The organism is Dapis brunnea BLCC-M229 (assembly GCF_050015995.1).
In the GTDB taxonomy this organism is placed as follows: domain Bacteria; phylum Cyanobacteriota; class Cyanobacteriia; order Cyanobacteriales; family Microcoleaceae; genus Trichodesmium.
In genome coordinates, this window is record NZ_JBNHEP010000275.1 from 1 (window position 1) to 19,111 (window position 19,111).

At 37.1% G+C, this 19,111-nt stretch carries 9 protein-coding genes; 3 read left to right on the forward strand and 6 right to left on the reverse strand.

The window, feature by feature from the left end:
• The first annotated feature begins 188 nt into the window (after nucleotides 1-188).
• On the forward strand, nucleotides 189-2,060 hold the full coding sequence (gene uvrC, locus ACP6PM_RS31835; RefSeq protein ID WP_426590871.1) for an excinuclease ABC subunit UvrC: 1,872 nt from the start codon (nucleotides 189-191) through the stop codon (nucleotides 2,058-2,060).
• Between the two features lie 281 nt (nucleotides 2,061-2,341).
• Here uvrC and sigC read toward each other — a convergent pair whose 3' ends face one another.
• From sigC to ACP6PM_RS31860, 5 genes are all read right to left on the reverse strand, one after another.
• Nucleotides 2,342-3,586 (reverse strand): RNA polymerase sigma factor SigC, encoded by a 1,245-nt coding sequence (gene sigC, locus ACP6PM_RS31840; protein ID WP_426590872.1) that lies wholly within the window; start codon nucleotides 3,584-3,586, stop codon nucleotides 2,342-2,344.
• Nucleotides 3,587-4,209: 623 nt separating this feature from the next.
• Nucleotides 4,210-5,088 carry a lipoyl synthase gene (gene lipA / locus ACP6PM_RS31845; RefSeq protein ID WP_426590873.1) on the reverse strand — a complete coding sequence of 293 codons (879 nt, stop codon included), beginning with the start codon at nucleotides 5,086-5,088 and terminating at the stop codon, nucleotides 4,210-4,212.
• Between the two features lie 507 nt (nucleotides 5,089-5,595).
• Nucleotides 5,596-5,826 (reverse strand): hypothetical protein, encoded by a 231-nt coding sequence (locus ACP6PM_RS31850; RefSeq protein ID WP_293138077.1) that lies wholly within the window; start codon nucleotides 5,824-5,826, stop codon nucleotides 5,596-5,598.
• A 181-nt stretch (nucleotides 5,827-6,007) separates the two neighbouring features.
• On the reverse strand, nucleotides 6,008-6,325 hold the full coding sequence (locus ACP6PM_RS31855; protein ID WP_426590874.1) for a type II toxin-antitoxin system VapC family toxin: 318 nt from the start codon (nucleotides 6,323-6,325) through the stop codon (nucleotides 6,008-6,010).
• A 221-nt stretch (nucleotides 6,326-6,546) separates the two neighbouring features.
• Complete coding sequence (locus ACP6PM_RS31860; RefSeq protein ID WP_426590875.1) at nucleotides 6,547-7,035, reverse strand: antitoxin; 489 nt, start codon at nucleotides 7,033-7,035, stop codon at nucleotides 6,547-6,549.
• Nucleotides 7,036-7,523: 488 nt separating this feature from the next.
• Here ACP6PM_RS31860 and dnaE point away from each other — a divergent pair, with 488 nt between their 5' ends.
• Entirely contained in the window at nucleotides 7,524-14,453 is a 6,930-nt protein-coding gene (gene dnaE, locus ACP6PM_RS31865; protein ID WP_426590876.1) for a DNA polymerase III subunit alpha, read from the forward strand.
• Nucleotides 14,454-14,869: 416 nt separating this feature from the next.
• Here the strand turns inward: dnaE and ACP6PM_RS31870 are convergent, their stop codons facing one another.
• Entirely contained in the window at nucleotides 14,870-16,810 is a 1,941-nt protein-coding gene (locus ACP6PM_RS31870) for a mechanosensitive ion channel family protein (RefSeq protein ID WP_426590877.1), read from the reverse strand.
• A gap of 391 nt (nucleotides 16,811-17,201) precedes the next feature.
• Between ACP6PM_RS31870 and ACP6PM_RS31875 the strand changes: the two genes are divergently transcribed.
• Nucleotides 17,202-18,944 (forward strand): WD40 domain-containing protein, encoded by a 1,743-nt coding sequence (locus ACP6PM_RS31875; RefSeq protein WP_426590878.1) that lies wholly within the window; start codon nucleotides 17,202-17,204, stop codon nucleotides 18,942-18,944.
• Nucleotides 18,945-19,111 lie beyond the last annotated feature (167 nt).

Below are 19,111 nucleotides of genomic sequence, written 5' to 3' on the forward strand. Positions count from 1 at the left end.
ATTTCCCATAATTTTCCCTTTTTTTTCAATATTTACTCCTTCTTCCTTCTTCCTTCTTCCTTTTAACTTCTTCCTTACTTTTATCTATATAATTTCCCATAATTTTTCCTTTTTTTTAAATATTTACTCCTTCTTCCTTCTTCCTTCTTCCTTCTTCCTTCTTCCTTTTAACTTCTTCCTTACTTTATATGAAAACTCAAACTTTACCCATGAAAAAAGACTCAGAACGTTTAGAAAATCGACTCAAAGAAATTCCTCAAACTCCTGGAGTTTATTTAATGCGTGATAGTAGCGATCGCATCCTTTATATTGGCAAGTCTAAAAAGTTGAGAAACCGAGTTCGTTCCTATTTTCGAGATGGTAAAAATCACACTCATCGTATCAGCTTAATGATACAACAAATAGTCGAAATTGAATTTATTGTCACAGATACAGAAGCGGAAGCTTTAGCATTAGAAGCTAATCTGGTAAAACAACATCAACCATACTTTAATGTCTTACTCAAAGATGATAAAAAATATCCCTATCTCTGCATAACTTGGTCGGAAGATTATCCCAGAATTTTTATTACTAGAAAGCGCAGATTAGGTAAAGCTAAAGACCGTTATTACGGTCCCTACGTTGATACAGGATTACTCCGAAATACTCTACATTTAGTCAAACGAATTTTTCCCCTACGTCAAAGACCAAAACCTTTATTTAAAGACCGCCCTTGTCTAAATTATGATATTGGTCGCTGTCCGGGAGTTTGTCAGGCATTAATTACTCCAGATGAATATCATAAAATTGTGCAAAAAGTGGCAATGATTTTTCAAGGTCGGACTGGAGAATTAATCGATATTTTAAATACTCAAATGGAAAAAGAAGCGGAGGCGCTGAATTTTGAAAAAGCAGCACTTATTCGAGACCAAATAAAAGGTTTAAATTCTCTAAATGCTGACCAAAAAGTTTCCTTACCAGATGACCGTGTTTCTAGAGATGCAATTGCTCTGGCAGGAAATAATCAAATTGCTTGTGTTCAATTATTCCAAATTAGGTCAGGAAAATTAGTAGGTAGGTTGGGATTTATTGCCGAAAATCCTAATTTAGCAACAACAGAAAATCAAGAATTAGGAGCAATTTTGCAGCGGGTTTTAGAATCTCATTATCAAACAGTAGAATCTGTAGAAATTCCCACAGAAATTATTGTACAAAATGAATTACTAGAGAGTGAATTTTTGCAAAATTGGTTGACAGAAAAGAAAGGTAAAAAAGTAGAAATATTCGTACCCCAACGCCAGGGAAAAGCCGAATTAATAGAAATGGTAAAAAAGAATGCTGAATATGAGTTGTTACGATTGGCAAAAATGAGCGATCGCAACAATCAAGCAATGACAGACTTAGCAGAAATATTAGATTTGCCAGAATTACCCCACCGGATCGAGGGTTATGATATTTCTCACATTCAAGGTTCGGATGCAGTAGCATCGCGGGTAGTATTTATTGACGGTTTGCCAGCAAAACAACATTATCGACATTATAAAATCAAAAATCCAGAAGTGCATTCCGGTCATTCTGATGATTTTGCCAGTATGGCAGAAGTTATTGGGCGACGGTTTCGCGACTATGAAAAACAATCGACTCCAGAGAAACCAGACTTAATAATGATAGATGGTGGGAAAGGGCAACTTTCCGCAGTAGTTGCAGTGATGGAAGAGATGAATATATTAGAAGAAGTGCGCGTCGTGAGTTTAGCAAAACAACGGGAAGAGATTTTTTTGCCAGGGGAGTCATTACCTTTAACAACTGACGCCGAACAACCGGGGGTGCAGTTGTTGCGGAGGTTGCGAGATGAAGCACATCGGTTTGCCGTGAGTTTCCATCGGGATAAGAGGAGTCAGAGAATGAAGCGATCGCGTCTAGATGAAATTCCGGGTTTAGGACACCATCGACAAAAATTGTTATTGGCGCATTTTCATTCCGTTGATTATATTAGGATGGCAACGGTTGAACAGTTGGCCGAGGTGTCAGGAGTTGGACCGAAATTGGCACAGCAAATTTATGATTATTTTCATCTTTAGGGAGTAGGGAGTAGGGAGTAGGGAGTAGTAGACTGACACACCTTAAATAGTGCATTAGAAAATGGGGGGATGGGGGGATGGGGTGCGAGACGAAAAAAGCTAATGCACAAAATTGGCTGTGTCAGTCCAGTAGGGTGCGTTACGCTTCGCTAACACACCGAAATATTTCGGAGAGTCCAGTCGGGTGTATTGCCCAAGCGTAATGCACCGAAATATTTTGCATAGGCGGTGCGTTACATTTCATCAACGCACCCTAAACGAATGGTTAGTCTGGGAGTATATCACGTCAAAGACTCTAAATAATCCCGTACTTGATTACGACGCTTTGGTTGGCGTAACTTCTGTAGAGCTTTTGCTTCAATTTGACGGACTCGTTCCCGAGACAGTTTCAAAGCACGACCAATTTCTGATAAGGAGTAGGGATGACCATCTTCCAAACCATAACGCATCGAAATTACAGACCTTTCTCGTTGAGTTAAATCTAATAATAGCCCTTTTAATGCTTGTACTAAAGACTCTCGCATCAGCATTTGTTCTGGAGAAGCATCTTCAGTTTCCAGAAGTTCACCTAATTCAGTATCTTTATCACTACCTACTTTAGTTTCCAGAGAAACTGAACGTGGAACTTTTACTAACACTTCCCGAACTTGCGCTGGTGTCATATTTAGTTCTTGCGCAATGTCCTCAATTTTTGCTGTACGTCCTTTTTCTTGAGAAATTTTCCGTTGTGCTTTTTTAATTTTGTTCAACTTTTCAGTAATGTGGACAGGTAAGCGAATTGTCCTACTTTGAGTAGCAATCGCTCTTGTAATTCCCTGACGAATCCACCAGTAAGCATAAGTGCTGAATCGATACCCCCGTCGTGGGTCAAACTTTTCAACTGCTCTTTCTAGACCCAAAGTACCCTCTTGGATTAAATCTAAAAGTTCTAGACCACGATTTTGATACTTTTTCGCCACTGACACGACTAGACGCAAGTTAGCATTAATCATCTGATTCTTGGCATCAATACCTTCGCTTTGGACTTGCTCAAGTTCTTTTACACTTAAACCTGCTAATTCTGCCCAGCGAAGTTTTCCTGCTGCCATAATCTTTTTAAGTTCTACCACAGAAACATTTCCTGCCTTTGCCCACCGTTCAAATGATGGTCTATGTCCTAACTGAGCTGCTAGACGATCACGAACTTCCATCAACTGAACATAACACTGAATTCCTCCTTCTTCTTCTTGAGCTGCTTTGTTGCGTAATTCCAATAACTGTATATAGCGTTGGACTTTTTGAGCTTCAGAGACTTCTTGATCTCTTTCTAGCAAATCAACTCGCCCAATTTCTTGGAGGTATAAACGGACTAAATCTGTGGTGCTACGGTTTGGACTTACTTGAGCATTATCCGCTTCTTCATCCTCCGTTGCTAATTCGTTGGTGATTTGCTCTAAATTTTCGGGAAACTCAGGCTGCAAGTTATTAGAGTGCAGTTGTTCTTCAGATTGTTCAGTGTAAGGATAAGTTGCTGACATAGCGATCATCTCAGTTACTCCAGGTGACAAGAGGCTGCACTTAGTGACAGTCTGTGGATAAAATGCCTAATTCCTGAGAAGTTGGCATTTGCTCTAGTTATGTTTCCTGATTAGTCCTAACAACTTAGACTAAATGGACTTAGGCGATCGTTGATATTGATTTTGTTAACGATGGACTTTGAGAGTACATTTGTCTATATAGTTGTTTGTTTCAGTTAACTTCTCTAGGCTTAATTTTTAGTATATTGATACTTCTGCTACAAAAAAGTGATTTTCGTCAGAAGCTATATTAATGTTCATCACTATTAGTCGTTGTTCCCGATCACTTCATAAATTTTCTGAGTATGGCGCTTAAATTTTCTCTTATTAATTTTTTGGTGTTTTTTATGGTTACACTTTTTTAGTTTTATTTCCTTATCTTTAAGTCGTTTTTATTTTTTTATATGTAGCAAGTTTAATATCTTTACTTATCAATTTTGAGCTATTAAGTAAACCTATATACAAGAATAAGTGCTCAAAATCACACTTTACCAGAGATCGTTTCTGCAATCGGGGGTGATGGGTGGCACACCTATTGGCCTATTTTCTTTTGCCCAAGCACCTGAAAGGCCAAACCCATCAGCAGTTTCCTTCTAACTTTTGGCCTTTGGATAATTGACCATCAATTCTTTTACCTGTTCAGCATGATATGAGCTACGAGTCAAGGGGGAAGAAACAATTTGTAAAAAACCCATCGAATCCCCTATTTCTTTCCAGCGATCGAATTGTTCGGGTTTGACGAAAGTAGCTACTGGTAAATGTTTAGGAGTTGGTTGTAAGTATTGTCCAATGGTTAAAATATCGCAGTCAACAGCCCGTAAGTCTTTCATTACCTCTAGGACTTCTGCATCGGTTTCTCCGAGACCTACCATAATTCCAGATTTTGTATAAATTTCAGGGGCTAATTCTCGCGATCGCTTCAAAAGTTCTAATGTGCGGTGATAGTCCCCTTGGGGTCTGACTCGGCGATACAATCTTTGAACAGTCTCAGTATTATGGTTAATAACTTCTGGTTTGGCGTTAAGAATTATTTCTAAAGCTTGCCAATTACCACATAAGTCTGGTATTAGGACTTCTATCGTTGTCTGAGGAGAAATTGCCCGGACTTGAGAAATACATTTAGCAAATTGATTAGCACCTCCATCTGTTAAATCATCTCTATTGACGGAAGTAATGACCACATGATTGAGTTTCAAGCGTTTGACTGCTTCTGCCAGTCTTTCTGGTTCAGTAATATCTAAAGGCTGAGGTTTTTTCTCAAAATCAATATCACAGTAGGGACAAGCACGAGTACAAGCAGGTCCCATAATTAAGAAAGTTGCTGTCCCAGCGTTAAAACATTCGCCAATGTTTGGACAGGAAGCTTCTTCGCAGACCGTGTTGAGATTTAGGTCTCGCAAAATCTCTTTAACAGTACCAACCCTTTGCCATTGGGGGGCTTTTACTCTTAACCAATCTGGCTTGACTACCACTTTTGCCTCTACTGTAGTTTGATATACAAATTAAGCTTAACAAATCAATTGGGGCAGTAACAAGAGTTTTGAGTAAATTTATTGAGATAAGAGATTTGTAGTGTTAGGCAATTGTTGATAATTGATATAATAATCACTCTGGATAATATAGACATTTCTAGAAAAGAGCGAGTTGCATGCAACCTGCGTACGGAGAAGGGAGTAGGAGGGAGAGAATTGATAATTTCTATGGGATAATTGATTTGATTTTTTATGATCGGAGATGTCTAATAGTATTAGGAATTTTACAGCCGGGCTTTAACACAGTTTAGTAGCGAACCTCTTCGGGACGAAGAAGTTGACGATCGTTATATGACGATCGTTATATCGTTATTTAGTAATTAAGTAAGGTGCGTTATATTTCATTAACACACCTTACTAGAACAATACTTTATATTTTTGAGGAAAAAAAGGATCCAAATTTAACAACAGATAAAAAGCACTAATTTGTCTATTGTTTTGAAAGTTTTATTTGTAGAAAGATTTTCCTGGTTCGATAACTCCTTTTTCTTGTAAGGTATCATTGATAGCATCTAACATACCAATATCTTGAGGGGTTGCCTTTCCAGTTAATGCTCTACGTAAAGTCATGTAGAAAGTCATTTCACCTAGGGCAATTTCATCTCTTTTCGCACTTCCTTCAATTATAGATTTTGCGTAGTCATTCAATTTTTTCTCAATAAAATCAGATAGTTCCATTCCTTTCTCCTTTCTTAGAGGTTATCTATCATAATATGATACTACTGTTGGTGAAATAATTATTGCTGTCTCATTGATAAATATAGGACTTAGGCAGTACAAGGTATTTTCGTCATTGCGACCCAGAGAGAAGCAATCTCAAATCCTAGTTTTTCCTATCCGATGCGTAAGTCCTGAAATATTAAAATCTTTCAGATATCAAAGATAAAATTCGTCCTGTTTGGCATTTTTCTGCTAAGACAAAAAGGGAGTAGTCTGTTAGGTCCATTCGCAAATATCTGTATTGAATAATTAATTCTCTAATTCTGAGAGCATCATAATTTTTAATTTCAAATATTTCAAATAATCCCTCAGACACAGCATTAATAAAAGTAATTGCTGCTTCAACCCCACGACAGGATTGTAAAAAATAACAAGTTTCTGTTATGACACACCAGGCAGTTTCAATGTCATTCCCAAGCACTTTACTATTACAGCAATTTTCATTTGGATAAACCACAGTAGGGACGTTCCATGAAAGGTCCCTACAAGGTTCTGGTTGTGACGTGAGGTCATCAAAGTGTTAGTATCAAGAAGGTATTGATAAGTCATTTAGGTGGCACTAAAGTATAATGTCATTAAGGGGAAGTAAGCCTTTGTCTATGTCAGGAAAATCATCTGTGATATCTGGCAATGTAGTTAGTAAGGAAAGTAGGGAACCGGAAGGAATAGGTTCAATTATCAGGCGATTATCAGGCGATCGCCTTCTTTGCGTAACAAAACTTCAGTACCTGGTAGGGCAAATTCATGGGGAATGGTTATGACTTGATTTTTCCCACTTCTTTGTAGAGAAACATAATGTGAGTTTTGCATGAGTATCCTCTCAATGATTTCGTTATATGAGTCGCGAATGCCATGAAAATCCCGATGAATTATAAAGGGTTCTACGTCATCTAAGTTTCCAAACCGCAAATAGGTAGGATTTTTATTGCTCTGGTTGAAACATGGATGCCCATGTTCAAGATGGAAATCCCAAGAAATCTGGTTTAGAGAAGTTTCAACATAAGCATTTGGAATAATGGCTGAAAATATGCCAAGATTCTCGTCTTCAGTAACTTTATCAAAATAAACAGTTATCCATGGATCTGTACCTAAACTAGGAATGAATGTTTCTCGCCATTCAGATTGAAGTAGCCATTTCAAACTTGGATTTACGTTTTTAGTAGTCAAAGTAGTGGTTTTATATCAACATTATTAATTGTAGTTTGACTTATATAATATTGACGAGAGTATGATCGCACTCCCACTCACTAATTCTCTTTTTCATTTTAATAAGCACCTGCGCAGAGCGAGCCACTTACTTCAAAAATACACAAAAATTTCTTGAAAAGCAACCACCCTGTATTTATTACATATCAATACTTTTAACAAATGGCCGACGAGAACGCGATCGCACCTAAATTTCTCCATTTTTACCCCTAAATAGCTCATTTCAACTTTTTTTGCAAAATTGAGTTTAAATTCCAAATATATTTAGCCATAATTTATAAGCTTAATTTATGATAATCATTCATTAAACCCTAAAAACTTTACAGGTAAAGACTTTAAGTCAAACTAATAGAAGCAAAAATTAAATATAAACCTTCTTCCTTCTTCCTTCCTACTTCTTCCTTATAAAATAGAGCTACATAAAATATTTATTCTAAAATCTAAAAAAAATGTCATTTGTTGGCCTACATATTCATAGCGACTATAGCCTATTGGATGGAGCATCCCAATTACCACAATTAATAGATAGAGCCGTGGAATTAGGAATGCCAGCCATTGCTCTGACAGACCATGGAGTAATGTATGGGGCGATTCAATTAATCAAACTGTGTAGAAATAAAGGAATTAAACCCATAATTGGGAATGAAATGTATGTGATAAATGGAGATATTGAGAAACAGCAACGAGGGAAAAAGTTTCACCAAGTCGTATTAGCAAAAAATACTCAAGGCTATAAAAATTTAGTCAAACTAACAACTCTTTCTCATCTGCATGGTTTTCAAGGAAAAGGTATATTTGCTCGACCTTGTATTAATAAAGAATTGTTAGAAAAATATCACGAAGGTCTGATAGTAACTAGCGGTTGTTTGGCTGGAGAAGTACCGCAAAATATTATGCAGGGAAAATTAGATGAAGCCAAGAAAGTAGCTAAGTGGTACAAAGATTTATTTGGAGAAGATTACTATCTAGAAATTCAAGACCACGGTTTCCAAGAAGATAGAGTAGTTAATACTGGAATTGTCAAAATTGCTGAGAGATTAAAGATAAAAATAGTAGCCACAAACGACTCTCATTTTATTTCTTGTCGAGATGTAGAAGCACACGACGCTTTGTTGTGTATTAACACCCAAAAATTAATATCTGAAGAAAAGCGGATGCGGTATAGTGGCACCGAATATTTAAAGTCTGCTGAAGAGATGAAATTATTATTTCGAGACCATCTAGAAGATAAAGTTATAGAAGAGGCGATCGCCAATACATTAGAAGTGGCAGATAAAGTTGAAAAGTATGAGGGAATATTGGGAGAGCCAAGAATTCCTGATTATCCGATTCCACCAGATCATAATGCCGATACTTATCTAGAAGAACTTGCTTGGGAAGGATTATTAGAAAGGCTGAAGCTTAAACAAAGAAGTGAAATTTCCGTAGTTTATAAAGAGCGGATGGAAACTGAATTGAAAGTTCTTCAGGATAAAGGTTTCTCTACATATTTTTTGGTGGTTTGGGATTACATCAAATATGCCAGAGATGAAAATATTCCTGTCGGACCTGGTAGGGGAAGTGCTGCTGGTTCATTAGTTGCTTATTCTTTGCGAATTACTAATATAGATCCGGTGCATCATGGCTTGTTATTTGAAAGATTTTTGAATCCCGAACGGAAATCAATGCCAGATATTGATACAGACTTCTGCATTGAAAAGCGAGATGTAATGATTGATTATGTGACTGAAAGGTATGGGGAAGAGAGAGTTGCTCAAATTATTACTTTTAACCGGATGACATCTAAGGCAGTATTAAAAGATGTGGGGAGAGTATTAGGTGTTTCGTTTGGGGAAGCGAATAAAATGGCAAAGTTGATTCCTGTTGCACGGGGGAAACCAGCAAAGTTAAAAGTGATGATTTCTGATGAGACTCCTTCCCCAGAATTTAAGGAAGCTTATGAGAATTTAGAAACACCTATTGAAGATAATGAAGAGGGAAAAGTTAATACAATTTCTATCCAACAATGGATAGATATGGCAATTAGAATTGAGGGAACGAATAAAACTTTTGGAGTACACGCGGCAGGAGTGGTAATTTCTAAAGAACCTCTGGATGAAATTGTGCCTTTGCAAAGAAATAATGATGGCTCGGTTATTACTCAGTATCACATGGAAGATATAGAATCCTTGGGTTTGTTGAAAATGGATTTTTTGGGATTGAAAAATTTAACTATTATCCAGAATACTGCCAACCTAGTTGAGACAAATCATCATCTTCCTTTAGTTCCAGATGAGTTGCCAGCTAATGAAAGAAAGGCAATGGAAATTTTGGCAAGAGGCAATACTAAAAAAATGCCAGAGGATGTGAAAAAGACCTATGAACTGATAAAGTCTGGAGATTTGGAAGGAGTATTTCAGTTGGAATCTTCTGGGATGGTAGATGTGGTGAAAAAATTGAAGCCTACTTCTATTGAAGATATTTCTTCTATCTTGGCTTTGTATCGCCCCGGACCTTTGGATGCTGGTTTAATTCCTAAGTTTATTGACCGAAAACATGGGCGGGAAAAAATTGAATATCAAGATTCAAAGTTAGAGCCGATTTTAAAAGAAACTTATGGGGTTTTGTGTTTGCCAAAGGGAACTTTAATTGATAAACCAAATGGTTCGAGGAAGGCGATCGAAAATGTTAAAAGTGGAGAGGTCATTTTAACTTCGGATGGAAGGAAAGTTTGGGAGGCAAAAGTTGCTAAACAGTGGCGGAGTGGTGTAAAGGAAATATTGAAGATTACTTTGTCTAGCGGGACGGTAATTTATTCGGGAAAAAACCATCGCTTTTTAACTCCAGAAGGAGATAAGTTTGCCTGGGAATTACAACGGGGAGTTAGGAACTGCAATATTTATGGTTCTGCGGTTTATGAAAAATGGCAAGTTTCTAGTAATAAGAAAAGACTTGGTAAAAATGAAGCCTATTTGTTGGGGTTATTAATAGGAAAGAGTCATGTCAGTGAACGGTTAGCCTCTTCTGGAGGAACTGCGTTTTTCATGTCGCGCAGCAAAACAGTTAAAGGTTATCAATACTTCCAGCTAAAGGAGGAGACTTGGAATGGGGAATTTTCTTCTTTTTATCCTTTTAACAGAGAAGGTTTGATACCTTATTTCTTTGGTCATCTGGTTTCCTCGACTCCCAATATTTCCTTTTCAACAGAAAAGGCTGCTGTTTGGATGACAAATTTGATTGATGAGACTAGGGGTGGGGAAGCTAAATATTATTTTGATACTCTTTGCCGACAGATTTATTTAAAGTTAAATACTCAATCTAAATCTACATCTCTAACTGAATTTTTGGATCGTATTTATGGCAGTAGAAGTTGGCAGGTAAAATCTGTTGACAAGCATTTACCAGAAGATATTTTGGATTATTCGGAAAAAGACCGAATAGACTTGTTACGCGGTCTCTGGGATGGTAGTAGTTTTGATAGGGAAAACTTCTTTGATTATCAGAGTTCTTCTCCTCGATTATTGTCACAAGTTGGCAAGCTTTTGGGAAGTTTGAAAATTGATTATTATCTGGCAGATAATTATGTTGAGGTTTCTGACAGGTCTCGGTTTATTTATCTATTGGGAAACTATCAAATGCCAAACCAACAAATAGAAAAAATTAGAGAAAACCATCTACAGATTTTCCCTTTCACTTTGACAACCGACTTAGAAGATTCCATTTCTCACACAGATAATCCGAGTCGGAAAAATCAGGAGTCTTACCAGGAAAAAACCACCTTATATACACAGACAAATTTTTCAGATAGACCAGAGCAGGACTCTTGGGAAAAAATTAGGGAAAACCATCTAAAGATTTCCTCTTTATCTTTGGCAACTGGTTTAGAAGATTCCATTTTCTCAGATAGACCTCTGTGGGAAAATCAGGAAAAAGTTCGGGAAAGCCATCTACAGATTTCCCCTTTCACTTTGATAACCGACTTAGAAAATTCGACTCTCCAGACGGATAGTTCGAGTCAGAAAATTCTGGAGTCTTCTCTAGCAAAAGCAACTATATTTAGACAGATAAATTTCTCAGATAGACCTCAGTGGGAAAATCAGGAAAAAGTCAGAGAAAACCATCTACAGATTTCCCCTTTCACTTTGACAACCGACTTAGAAGATTCCATTTCTCATACAGATATTTCGAGTCGGAAAAATTTGGAGTCTTCCCTTCAAAAAGCCACCTTATTTAAACAGACAAATTTCTCAGACAAAACTAATCTGAAAAATTGGGAAGAGTCAGACCGGGAAATCTACGAAAAAACTTATTTACAGGATGCCAGACTTGTTTATGTTGTCTCAGTGGAAGAAGTAGGAAAAGCAGAATGTTTTGATTTAGAAATGGAAGACCAAAGCTCACCTTATTTTCTAGCCAAAGGGGTAGTAGTTCATAATTGTTACCAAGAGCAAATTATGAAAATGGCTCAAGATTTGGCAGGATATTCTTTGGGAGAAGCAGATTTATTACGTCGTTGTTTGAGTGGTTATACAAAAGTAATAGATGCAGCAACAGGTAACTTGGTTAGTCTAAAAGAAATAGCTGCCAAACCTGAGTATTGGTTGAGTCGAAAAGTCTTTTCTTTAGATTTCAAAAGTCAACAAATTGTTCAACAACCAATAACAGAAATTCATCCTAATGGCGTGCGGGATGTTTGGGAAATTACCACTCGTACAAACCGGAAAATTAGAGCTACAAACGACCACCTTTTTTATACGGTTTTAGGATGGAAACCTTTAAAAGATTTTTCCGTAGGGGATAGCCTGGGTTTGGCAAAGAAAATTCCGATTAATTATGGGAGTCAAATATCTGATGCTGAAATTAAATTTACTGCTTATTTAATAGGTGACGGACATCTATCTACCAAGACTGAACCTTGTAGTTATTTCTGTAATAGCAATCCGGAATTAATTACTGATTTTAATCGCTGCGTAGAAGAATTATTTGGCTCTTCAGCACCTAACGAAATCAGAAGTCAGATAGGGGAGCCGTCGGATTGGCGACCTACAGATAGAGGAGCTGTCGGATTGGCGACCTACAGAAGTTGTTTTTGCAACGGAGATTTTAGCAACCCTCCAAAAACATTTCGCCAATCAAGGCAGGGTTTTAGACCCAATTATTTTGATAATTATCTCAAACCTGCTAATTCACCGGATCAAGAAATTCCTAATTGGGTATTTTCTTTGTCTCAGAGTCAGTTACAACTTTTCTTAGGAATTTTATGGTCAACAAATGGTAATTTTGACAAAACAATTGGGCATACAGATTACAACTCTACTTCAGAAGTTTTAGTCAGACAAATCCAACATTTACTTCTACGCTTAGGTATTGTTTCTCTGTTCAATATTAAGCAGATAAAATATCTAGGTCAGCCTTATATTTATTATCGGGTTCAAATTACAGGGCGTGAGGATATGCTCAAGTTTTGTGAATTAATACAGCCATATTTGAGTAGTTACAAACAGGAGCTTTGTCAAAGTTGTTATTTAGTTACTACTCCTCATTCTCTACTCCCTACTCCCTACTCCCTACTCCCTACTCCTTTGAATTTTCAAAACACCCCAAGCAGGAGTTTATCTCGTCATAAAGTTAATAATTTTGCCACAGCTTTTGCAGATGAAGAATTAAAAGCAATAGCTAATTCTGAGGTCTTTTGGGATGAGATTACTTCTATAGAATATATTGGCAAAGAAGAAGTTTTTGATTTGACAATTCCCGAAACTCATAACTTCATTGCCAATGATTTTATAGTTCACAACTGCATGGGTAAAAAGAAAGTCTCGGAAATGGAAAAGCACCGAGAAATATTTATTGATGGTGCCACTAAAAGAGGGGTTCATTCTGCAGTGGCACAAGATTTGTTTGAACAGATGATTAAATTCGCTGAATATTGTTTTAATAAATCTCATTCCACAGCTTATGCTTATGTTGCTTATCAAACCGCTTATTTAAAAGCTAACTATCCAGTTGAATATATGGCAGCTTTACTAACTGCCAATAGTGGCGACCAAGATAAAGTACAAAAATATATTGCTAATTGTCAAAATCCAAAGTTTCATATTGAAGTCGAACCGCCTAATATTAATAAATCAGAAGTAGATTTTACTCCTTTGCCAAAAGTAGCTACAGGGGAAACAAAAGATAAAATTTTATTTGGATTATCCGCAGTAAAAAATGTAGGTGAAGGAGCAATAGAAGCAATTTTAGAAGCAAGAAAAGAAGGGGGAAACTTTAAGTCTTTAGCCGATCTATGTGACCGTGTGAATCTTAATGCTCTGAATAGTCGTACTTTAGAATCTTTAATTAAATGTGGAGCCTTCGATAAAATTGAACCAAACCGTCACCAATTAATTAAAGATTTAGAAGGTGTAATGAAATGGGCACAAGATAGAAATAAAGATCGAGATATGGGGCAATTAAGTTTATTTGATGTGGCAGAAAAAACAATGCCTGCTTTTGATTCTGCTCCTAAACATTCGCCTGTTTCAGATTTTCCAGCCAAAGAAAAATTGCAGTATGAAAAAGAAATTTTAGGATTTTATGTATCTGACCATCCTCTTAAATATGCACATGAACAAAATCAAATTAAGGATGTTATTACTATCGCTCAAATGTCGGAAAAAAAATCTAAGTCAGCTATAAAATTAGTGGTAATGTTGGCTGGACTTAAAAATCATATTACTAAAAAAGGCGACCCCATGGCATTTCTGCAAGTAGAAGATATGACTGGGCAAGTAGATGCTGTAGTTTTTCCCAAAATATATGAAGAAATTAAAGATTTACTGACAGAAAATGCTCTTTTAGTATTGACTGGGAAAGTTGACAAGAAGGATGATGAAAGTCAGTTATTAGTAGATAGTGCAGAAACAGTAGAAAAGGTAATGGCAGATGGAGTTGAACAACAGGAAAAACCCTTGACAGAATTAGATAATTATCAAAATGAATCAATAAATGAAGAGATAAAAATTCATCAATCTATTTCAGAAGCAAAAAAAACAGTAGAGCAATTAGAGAGTCAAAAAAATAGTCCGAAAAAAGATGCTGAATTGTTAATAACTGAAAATGGTTCTGCTAAACCAAAACAAATAATTATCTTGCAACTGCCAGTAGATATAATTCCTGAAGATAATTCTTTGTTTGAAGATATTAAAGCTACTTTGAAAGAACAATCTTCTGGAGATGAGGAAAAAGCAAAGGTGGCAATAGGAGCATTAGTATTTGATGATAAAGAAAAAAAGTTTGTACAATTCGGTAGAGAATTTTGGGTAGAAGATGGAGATGAAACTATTAGTCGTATTCAGCAAGGTTTGAAGCAGAGATTAACATCATATCTGATTGAATATCCATCAATAAAATACTAGGAAATAGGAGTGATTTTAGGATATTCTCTCTTGGAAAAGAAAATTTTTGTTATGGTTAATTTAATGATATTTGATCAAACCTAAAACTTATAGCAGTACGCATTGGTATATTTTATAGATTGAAAGAATTAATAGTTACTAAAAGCCTTATATAATAATTATTTTATATCAAATCCGCTCGGGTTCGGTATAAAATAATGTTCTCTTCACGAGCGCGCTAAATCTTTCTAGCTCTCCCCATCTCCCCATCTCCCCATCTCCCCATCTCCCCATTTCCTCATCTCCCCATTTCCCCATCTCCCCATCTCCCCATCTCCCCATCTCCCCACACTCTTTATCTAATTATACCAATGCTACTGGACTTAATATTATCCCCCTGTTGCCTGTTGCCTGCGTAAAGCGCTATACCACCTAATTCAATTCTGGTGTTGACTATTAATTTTAAAATTCCCGTTGCTCGTTTTGGCAAAAGGCCCATTAACGTACATAACTTGTTGCGGAACTCCCACCTCAATACCCTGCAGATCGAATGCCTTCTTCAGACGACGGCGAAACTCACGAGCAACTAACCACTGCTTCATAGGCTGAGTCTTAATTATCAATCTAATTACAATTCCAGTATGAGCAATCTTATCAATACCCAAAACTTTAGGGGCTTCTAAAATCTGCTCTTGCCATTGAGGGTCACAATACAATTGTTGAGCGATCGCTTCCATCACCCCCATGACTCGATCCACATCAGCATCATAAGCCACTTCAATGGCATAATTTACTTGTGACCACTCACTAGATAAATTTCGGACCACCCCAATAGACCCATTAGGAATAGTAATTAACTCCCCATTCAGATTCCGTAATTTAGTAACTCGCAAAGTAATACTCTCAACCAAGCCATCTTGTCCATCTACGACAATCCAATCTCCCACAGCATATTGGTCTTCAGATAAAATCATCAGGCCAGCAATTAAATCTTTCAGTAAGTTTTGAGAAGCTAGGGACAGGGCAAAACTAAGAAAACCAACAAAGACCGTCACTACTTGGGTAAAAGTTCCTAATTGATGCAAATGATGAAGGAGCGTCATTCCTAATAATAGATAAACGATAGCTCTCAGCCAAGCTTTGGAAACTCTAGCCAAAGTAGAAACACGCAAAGTTTGGCGTTTTTGGATTGATTTTTGTTCACTCCACCGCCGAGCCAAAAAGTTGGTGAGGACATCTCCACCTTTGATGCTTAAACGAGCCACCAATAAAAGCAGTAAAATGAAAAGCGGAGTTCCCAGACTAGCCTCTCGTCCAAAACTTAAAATCCAATCCAATGGAGCCCAACCAACTATTACTTGTTCAGCCCGACTACCACGAATTGTCACGCCCACCATCCAATTACTCCAGGAGCGACTCCAGTAAAACAAGCTACTTATATAGCCAATTCCCAATAACCAAACTAGCCATTGAGTCCAAAATAATGTGGAGTTGTAGAAAGCATTGACACTGTAGCGTTGTTCTATAGATAGGTTGTCAAATGGTGAAGCGATCGCTCGAAATTTTTCAGTAATCTTTGATGAACTGAAAGTCTGATTATCTTCAAGTTGAATAGTCTCTGAGTTTGATAAGCTATCTTTAAGTTTTCTTTGTCTAATAGTAAGTTGCTTTTGTATCCACCCCAGAGTTAGGCTGCTACAAGTCAGGGCAACTAAGAGAAGCATCGCTAGTTGAACCTGAGCAAGTAAATAAGGAGTCTGACGTTCTTTCCAGGCTTGAATTAGAATCTTTTCAGCAATTTCTGTTGCGCCTTTTGCAATTTTTAAAGGTTGGGAGCCACCAAATCTAGGTCTTTCAATGTCTGCTTGAGTAACTGAGTAAATAATTTCTGGCACATCGTTTTTAGGAAATGTGACTGACACAAATGTCGTTCCTTTGCTCTCAGAGGAAGTAGTAACTAGCTGTTTTCTCAGTTCTTTTTCTTGAGCTTCTATGGTAGATATTCCCTGGTTAGGTAAAACCTCTTGAGTGTACCTACTCATATTGTGCAGAATTTTTTGCAACTTGCTGTGAATCAACTGGGAGCGAACAACAGCACTGTAGATACTAGCTTGATTTTTGTTTGTGTTTGAGTCTAACTTGATAAATGAGGCAATAGTGCCAATGATTTTTCCATCCAGAAAAACTGGAGCTATCTCCAGGTTTCCCCTATTAAAGACGGGGACATAAGGCTTTACCGAAATCTCTTCATCGGAAGACATACCTAAACCGGGAATAGTTTGGGCAAATGTAGGAAACTCCCAGGTTAGAGCTAGTGTTAAGACTAGCACAGTAATAGAAAGCAGAAAGGTTAAAATCCGAATAAATTTCCGAACCATAAGAATTATTAAATATACCCATAAATAGGGTGCAGGTTACGCACCTTTATAAGGGTTTATGTTAATACACAAATCATGGAACTTGGGTATTCATTAATGATAATTAGAGCCTATTTAGAATTAGATAGAAATAGGGAGAGAAAATTAGAGATTTAAAAAATCATTTCATTATCAATTATCAATTGTTTCCGATGTAGTCCATTAAACCCGCCCTAAACTTGTTGCGTTTATTTATGCTCACCTCCTTATCCATTCAAATCAATTCTCTGTTAAAAGGCGATCGCTATTTTTTTCCAGGAAAAACTCGTATATCCACTGATGCAGACCCTATCAAGAAACCCTTATGATTAAATCAAAGCCAATTTTTTCTCATATAGAATTCTAGAGACCAATGAACAATAACCTACCGGAAAGTTTCTTTTTTACATCTACAGGTGCAGCAACAGGCGTAACTTTCTCTACTACAGTCGGCAATATTGGATTAATAGGTAGTTTTGGAGGCATCAGTATCGGTGCAACTCCTATTATTGGTGCTGGTGCAGTTGTCGGTGCAGCAACCTATGGCGCAGTCAAAGCTATGACAAAATCAGATCCTACTGCTTTTGGTTTTATTGGTATGGGTAGTTATGGAGGAGTCACCCTTTCTTCTACTCTTGGTGGTATGGGTTTAGGTGTTGGAGGAACTGCTTTTAGTCTTGGGATGGGAACAATGGCAACTTTAGGTGGAGTAGTCGGTCTTGGTCTTTATGGATTTTTTCAAGCTATTAACTCATCCCCACAAAAGCGAATAATTTATTCTTTTGCAACTTTTGAGCGCATAGAGAGGAACATTTCAGATCGAGTTTCTTGGCAAGAAGCTTATAATCAAACTATAATAGAATTAGATCCTGTCTTAGCTGAAATAGAGACAAAGCAAAAATTTACCGCTCTAGAAATAGAGGCAGAATTAGCACAACTTCAGAAAAATATAGGTTGGCAAAATCAATCAAATTTTTCTTCCCCACCCACAGAAAATTCAGAGTTACAACAACAGCAAAAATTAGCTTGGAAATGTAAAAAAGTTATCAAAGCACATACCGCCTCAATTAATGCTGTAGCTGTTAGTGCTGATAGTCAGACTTTTGCCACAGCAAGTAGCGACTCCTCTGTTAGTCTCTGGAATATCAAAACAGGTAAACGTCTCTACACTTTTTTCGGATCTTCACAGGAAGTGCAAACTGTCGCCCTCAATACTAAAACTCCCATACTCGTTAGCGGAAACTTCGAGGGAAAAATAACCACATATAATATAGATACTAAAAAACATTGTCAGACTTTTTTCCCTGCCAACTCTCCCACCAGTCATGGAGACTCAGTATTTGCAGTAGCTATCAGTAAAGACGGTAAAAATCTTGTTAGTGGGAGTGCTGACAAAACTATTAGACTGTGGGAAGTAGAAACAGGAAAACTCAAACGTACTTTTAACGGTCATACAGATAAAATTTGGGCAGTTGCTTGGAGTCAGGATGGTAAAACTTTTGCTAGTGGGAGTGCTGACAAAAGTATTCGCTTGTGGAATATCAACAGTTATCAACCACCCCGTATTCTGCAACAACATTCTGGTTGGATAACATCTTTAGCTTTTCATCCCACTGAAAATATCCTTGTTAGTGGTAGTACAGATTTTACAATCAAAATTTGGAATATTGAAACAGAGTCATTAATTTGTACTTTGGTTAGTCATACAGCACCAGTATTTTCTATTGCTATTAGTGGCAATGGAGAAATGCTTGCTAGTGGTAGTCAAGATGGCACCGTAAAAATTTGGCGTTTGTCTAGTGGAGAACTTTTGCAAACTTTGGCAGGTAGTTATCCAGTAGCTTTTTCCAGTGATGGTTGTTTAGTAACTGGGGGTAACGGCAAAAATATTAAAATTTGGCATCAGGTGATGTCGGATGGTATGGTATCTTTCTCTGGGGAATGGTGGGAAATATTGGATGTGATGCCAAATGCAAATGCAGAAACAGTGAAGTTAGCTTATCGTCGTTTAGCTAGACAATATCATCCAGATGTAAATGGGGATAAAGAAGCTATTTTGAAAATGCAAATTATTAATCAAGCTTATAGTCAGTTTCTCCATAAATTAAAGCCATGACTTACGCACGCGAACTTTGAACAATAGACATCTAGGAAAAAAAATTGGCTCGTTATTGCGCTTTAGCGCCTCATACAGAATCCGGTTATATAGTATATGTTCATCACCCCATCACCCCATCACCCCATCCCCCTATCCCCCCATCCCCCAAATATACAATAAGTATT

Coding starts and splice junctions, on each gene's coding strand:
- ACP6PM_RS31875 (WP_426590878.1), top strand. CDS start 17,202: ATGAACAATAACCTACCGGAAAGTTTCTTTTTTACATCTACAGGTGCA.
- ACP6PM_RS31850 (WP_293138077.1), bottom strand. CDS start 5,826: ATGGAACTATCTGATTTTATTGAGAAAAAATTGAATGACTACGCAAAA.
- sigC (WP_426590872.1), bottom strand. CDS start 3,586: ATGATCGCTATGTCAGCAACTTATCCTTACACTGAACAATCTGAAGAA.
- dnaE (WP_426590876.1), top strand. CDS start 7,524: ATGTCATTTGTTGGCCTACATATTCATAGCGACTATAGCCTATTGGAT.
- uvrC (WP_426590871.1), top strand. CDS start 189: ATGAAAACTCAAACTTTACCCATGAAAAAAGACTCAGAACGTTTAGAA.
- ACP6PM_RS31870 (WP_426590877.1), bottom strand. CDS start 16,810: ATGGTTCGGAAATTTATTCGGATTTTAACCTTTCTGCTTTCTATTACT.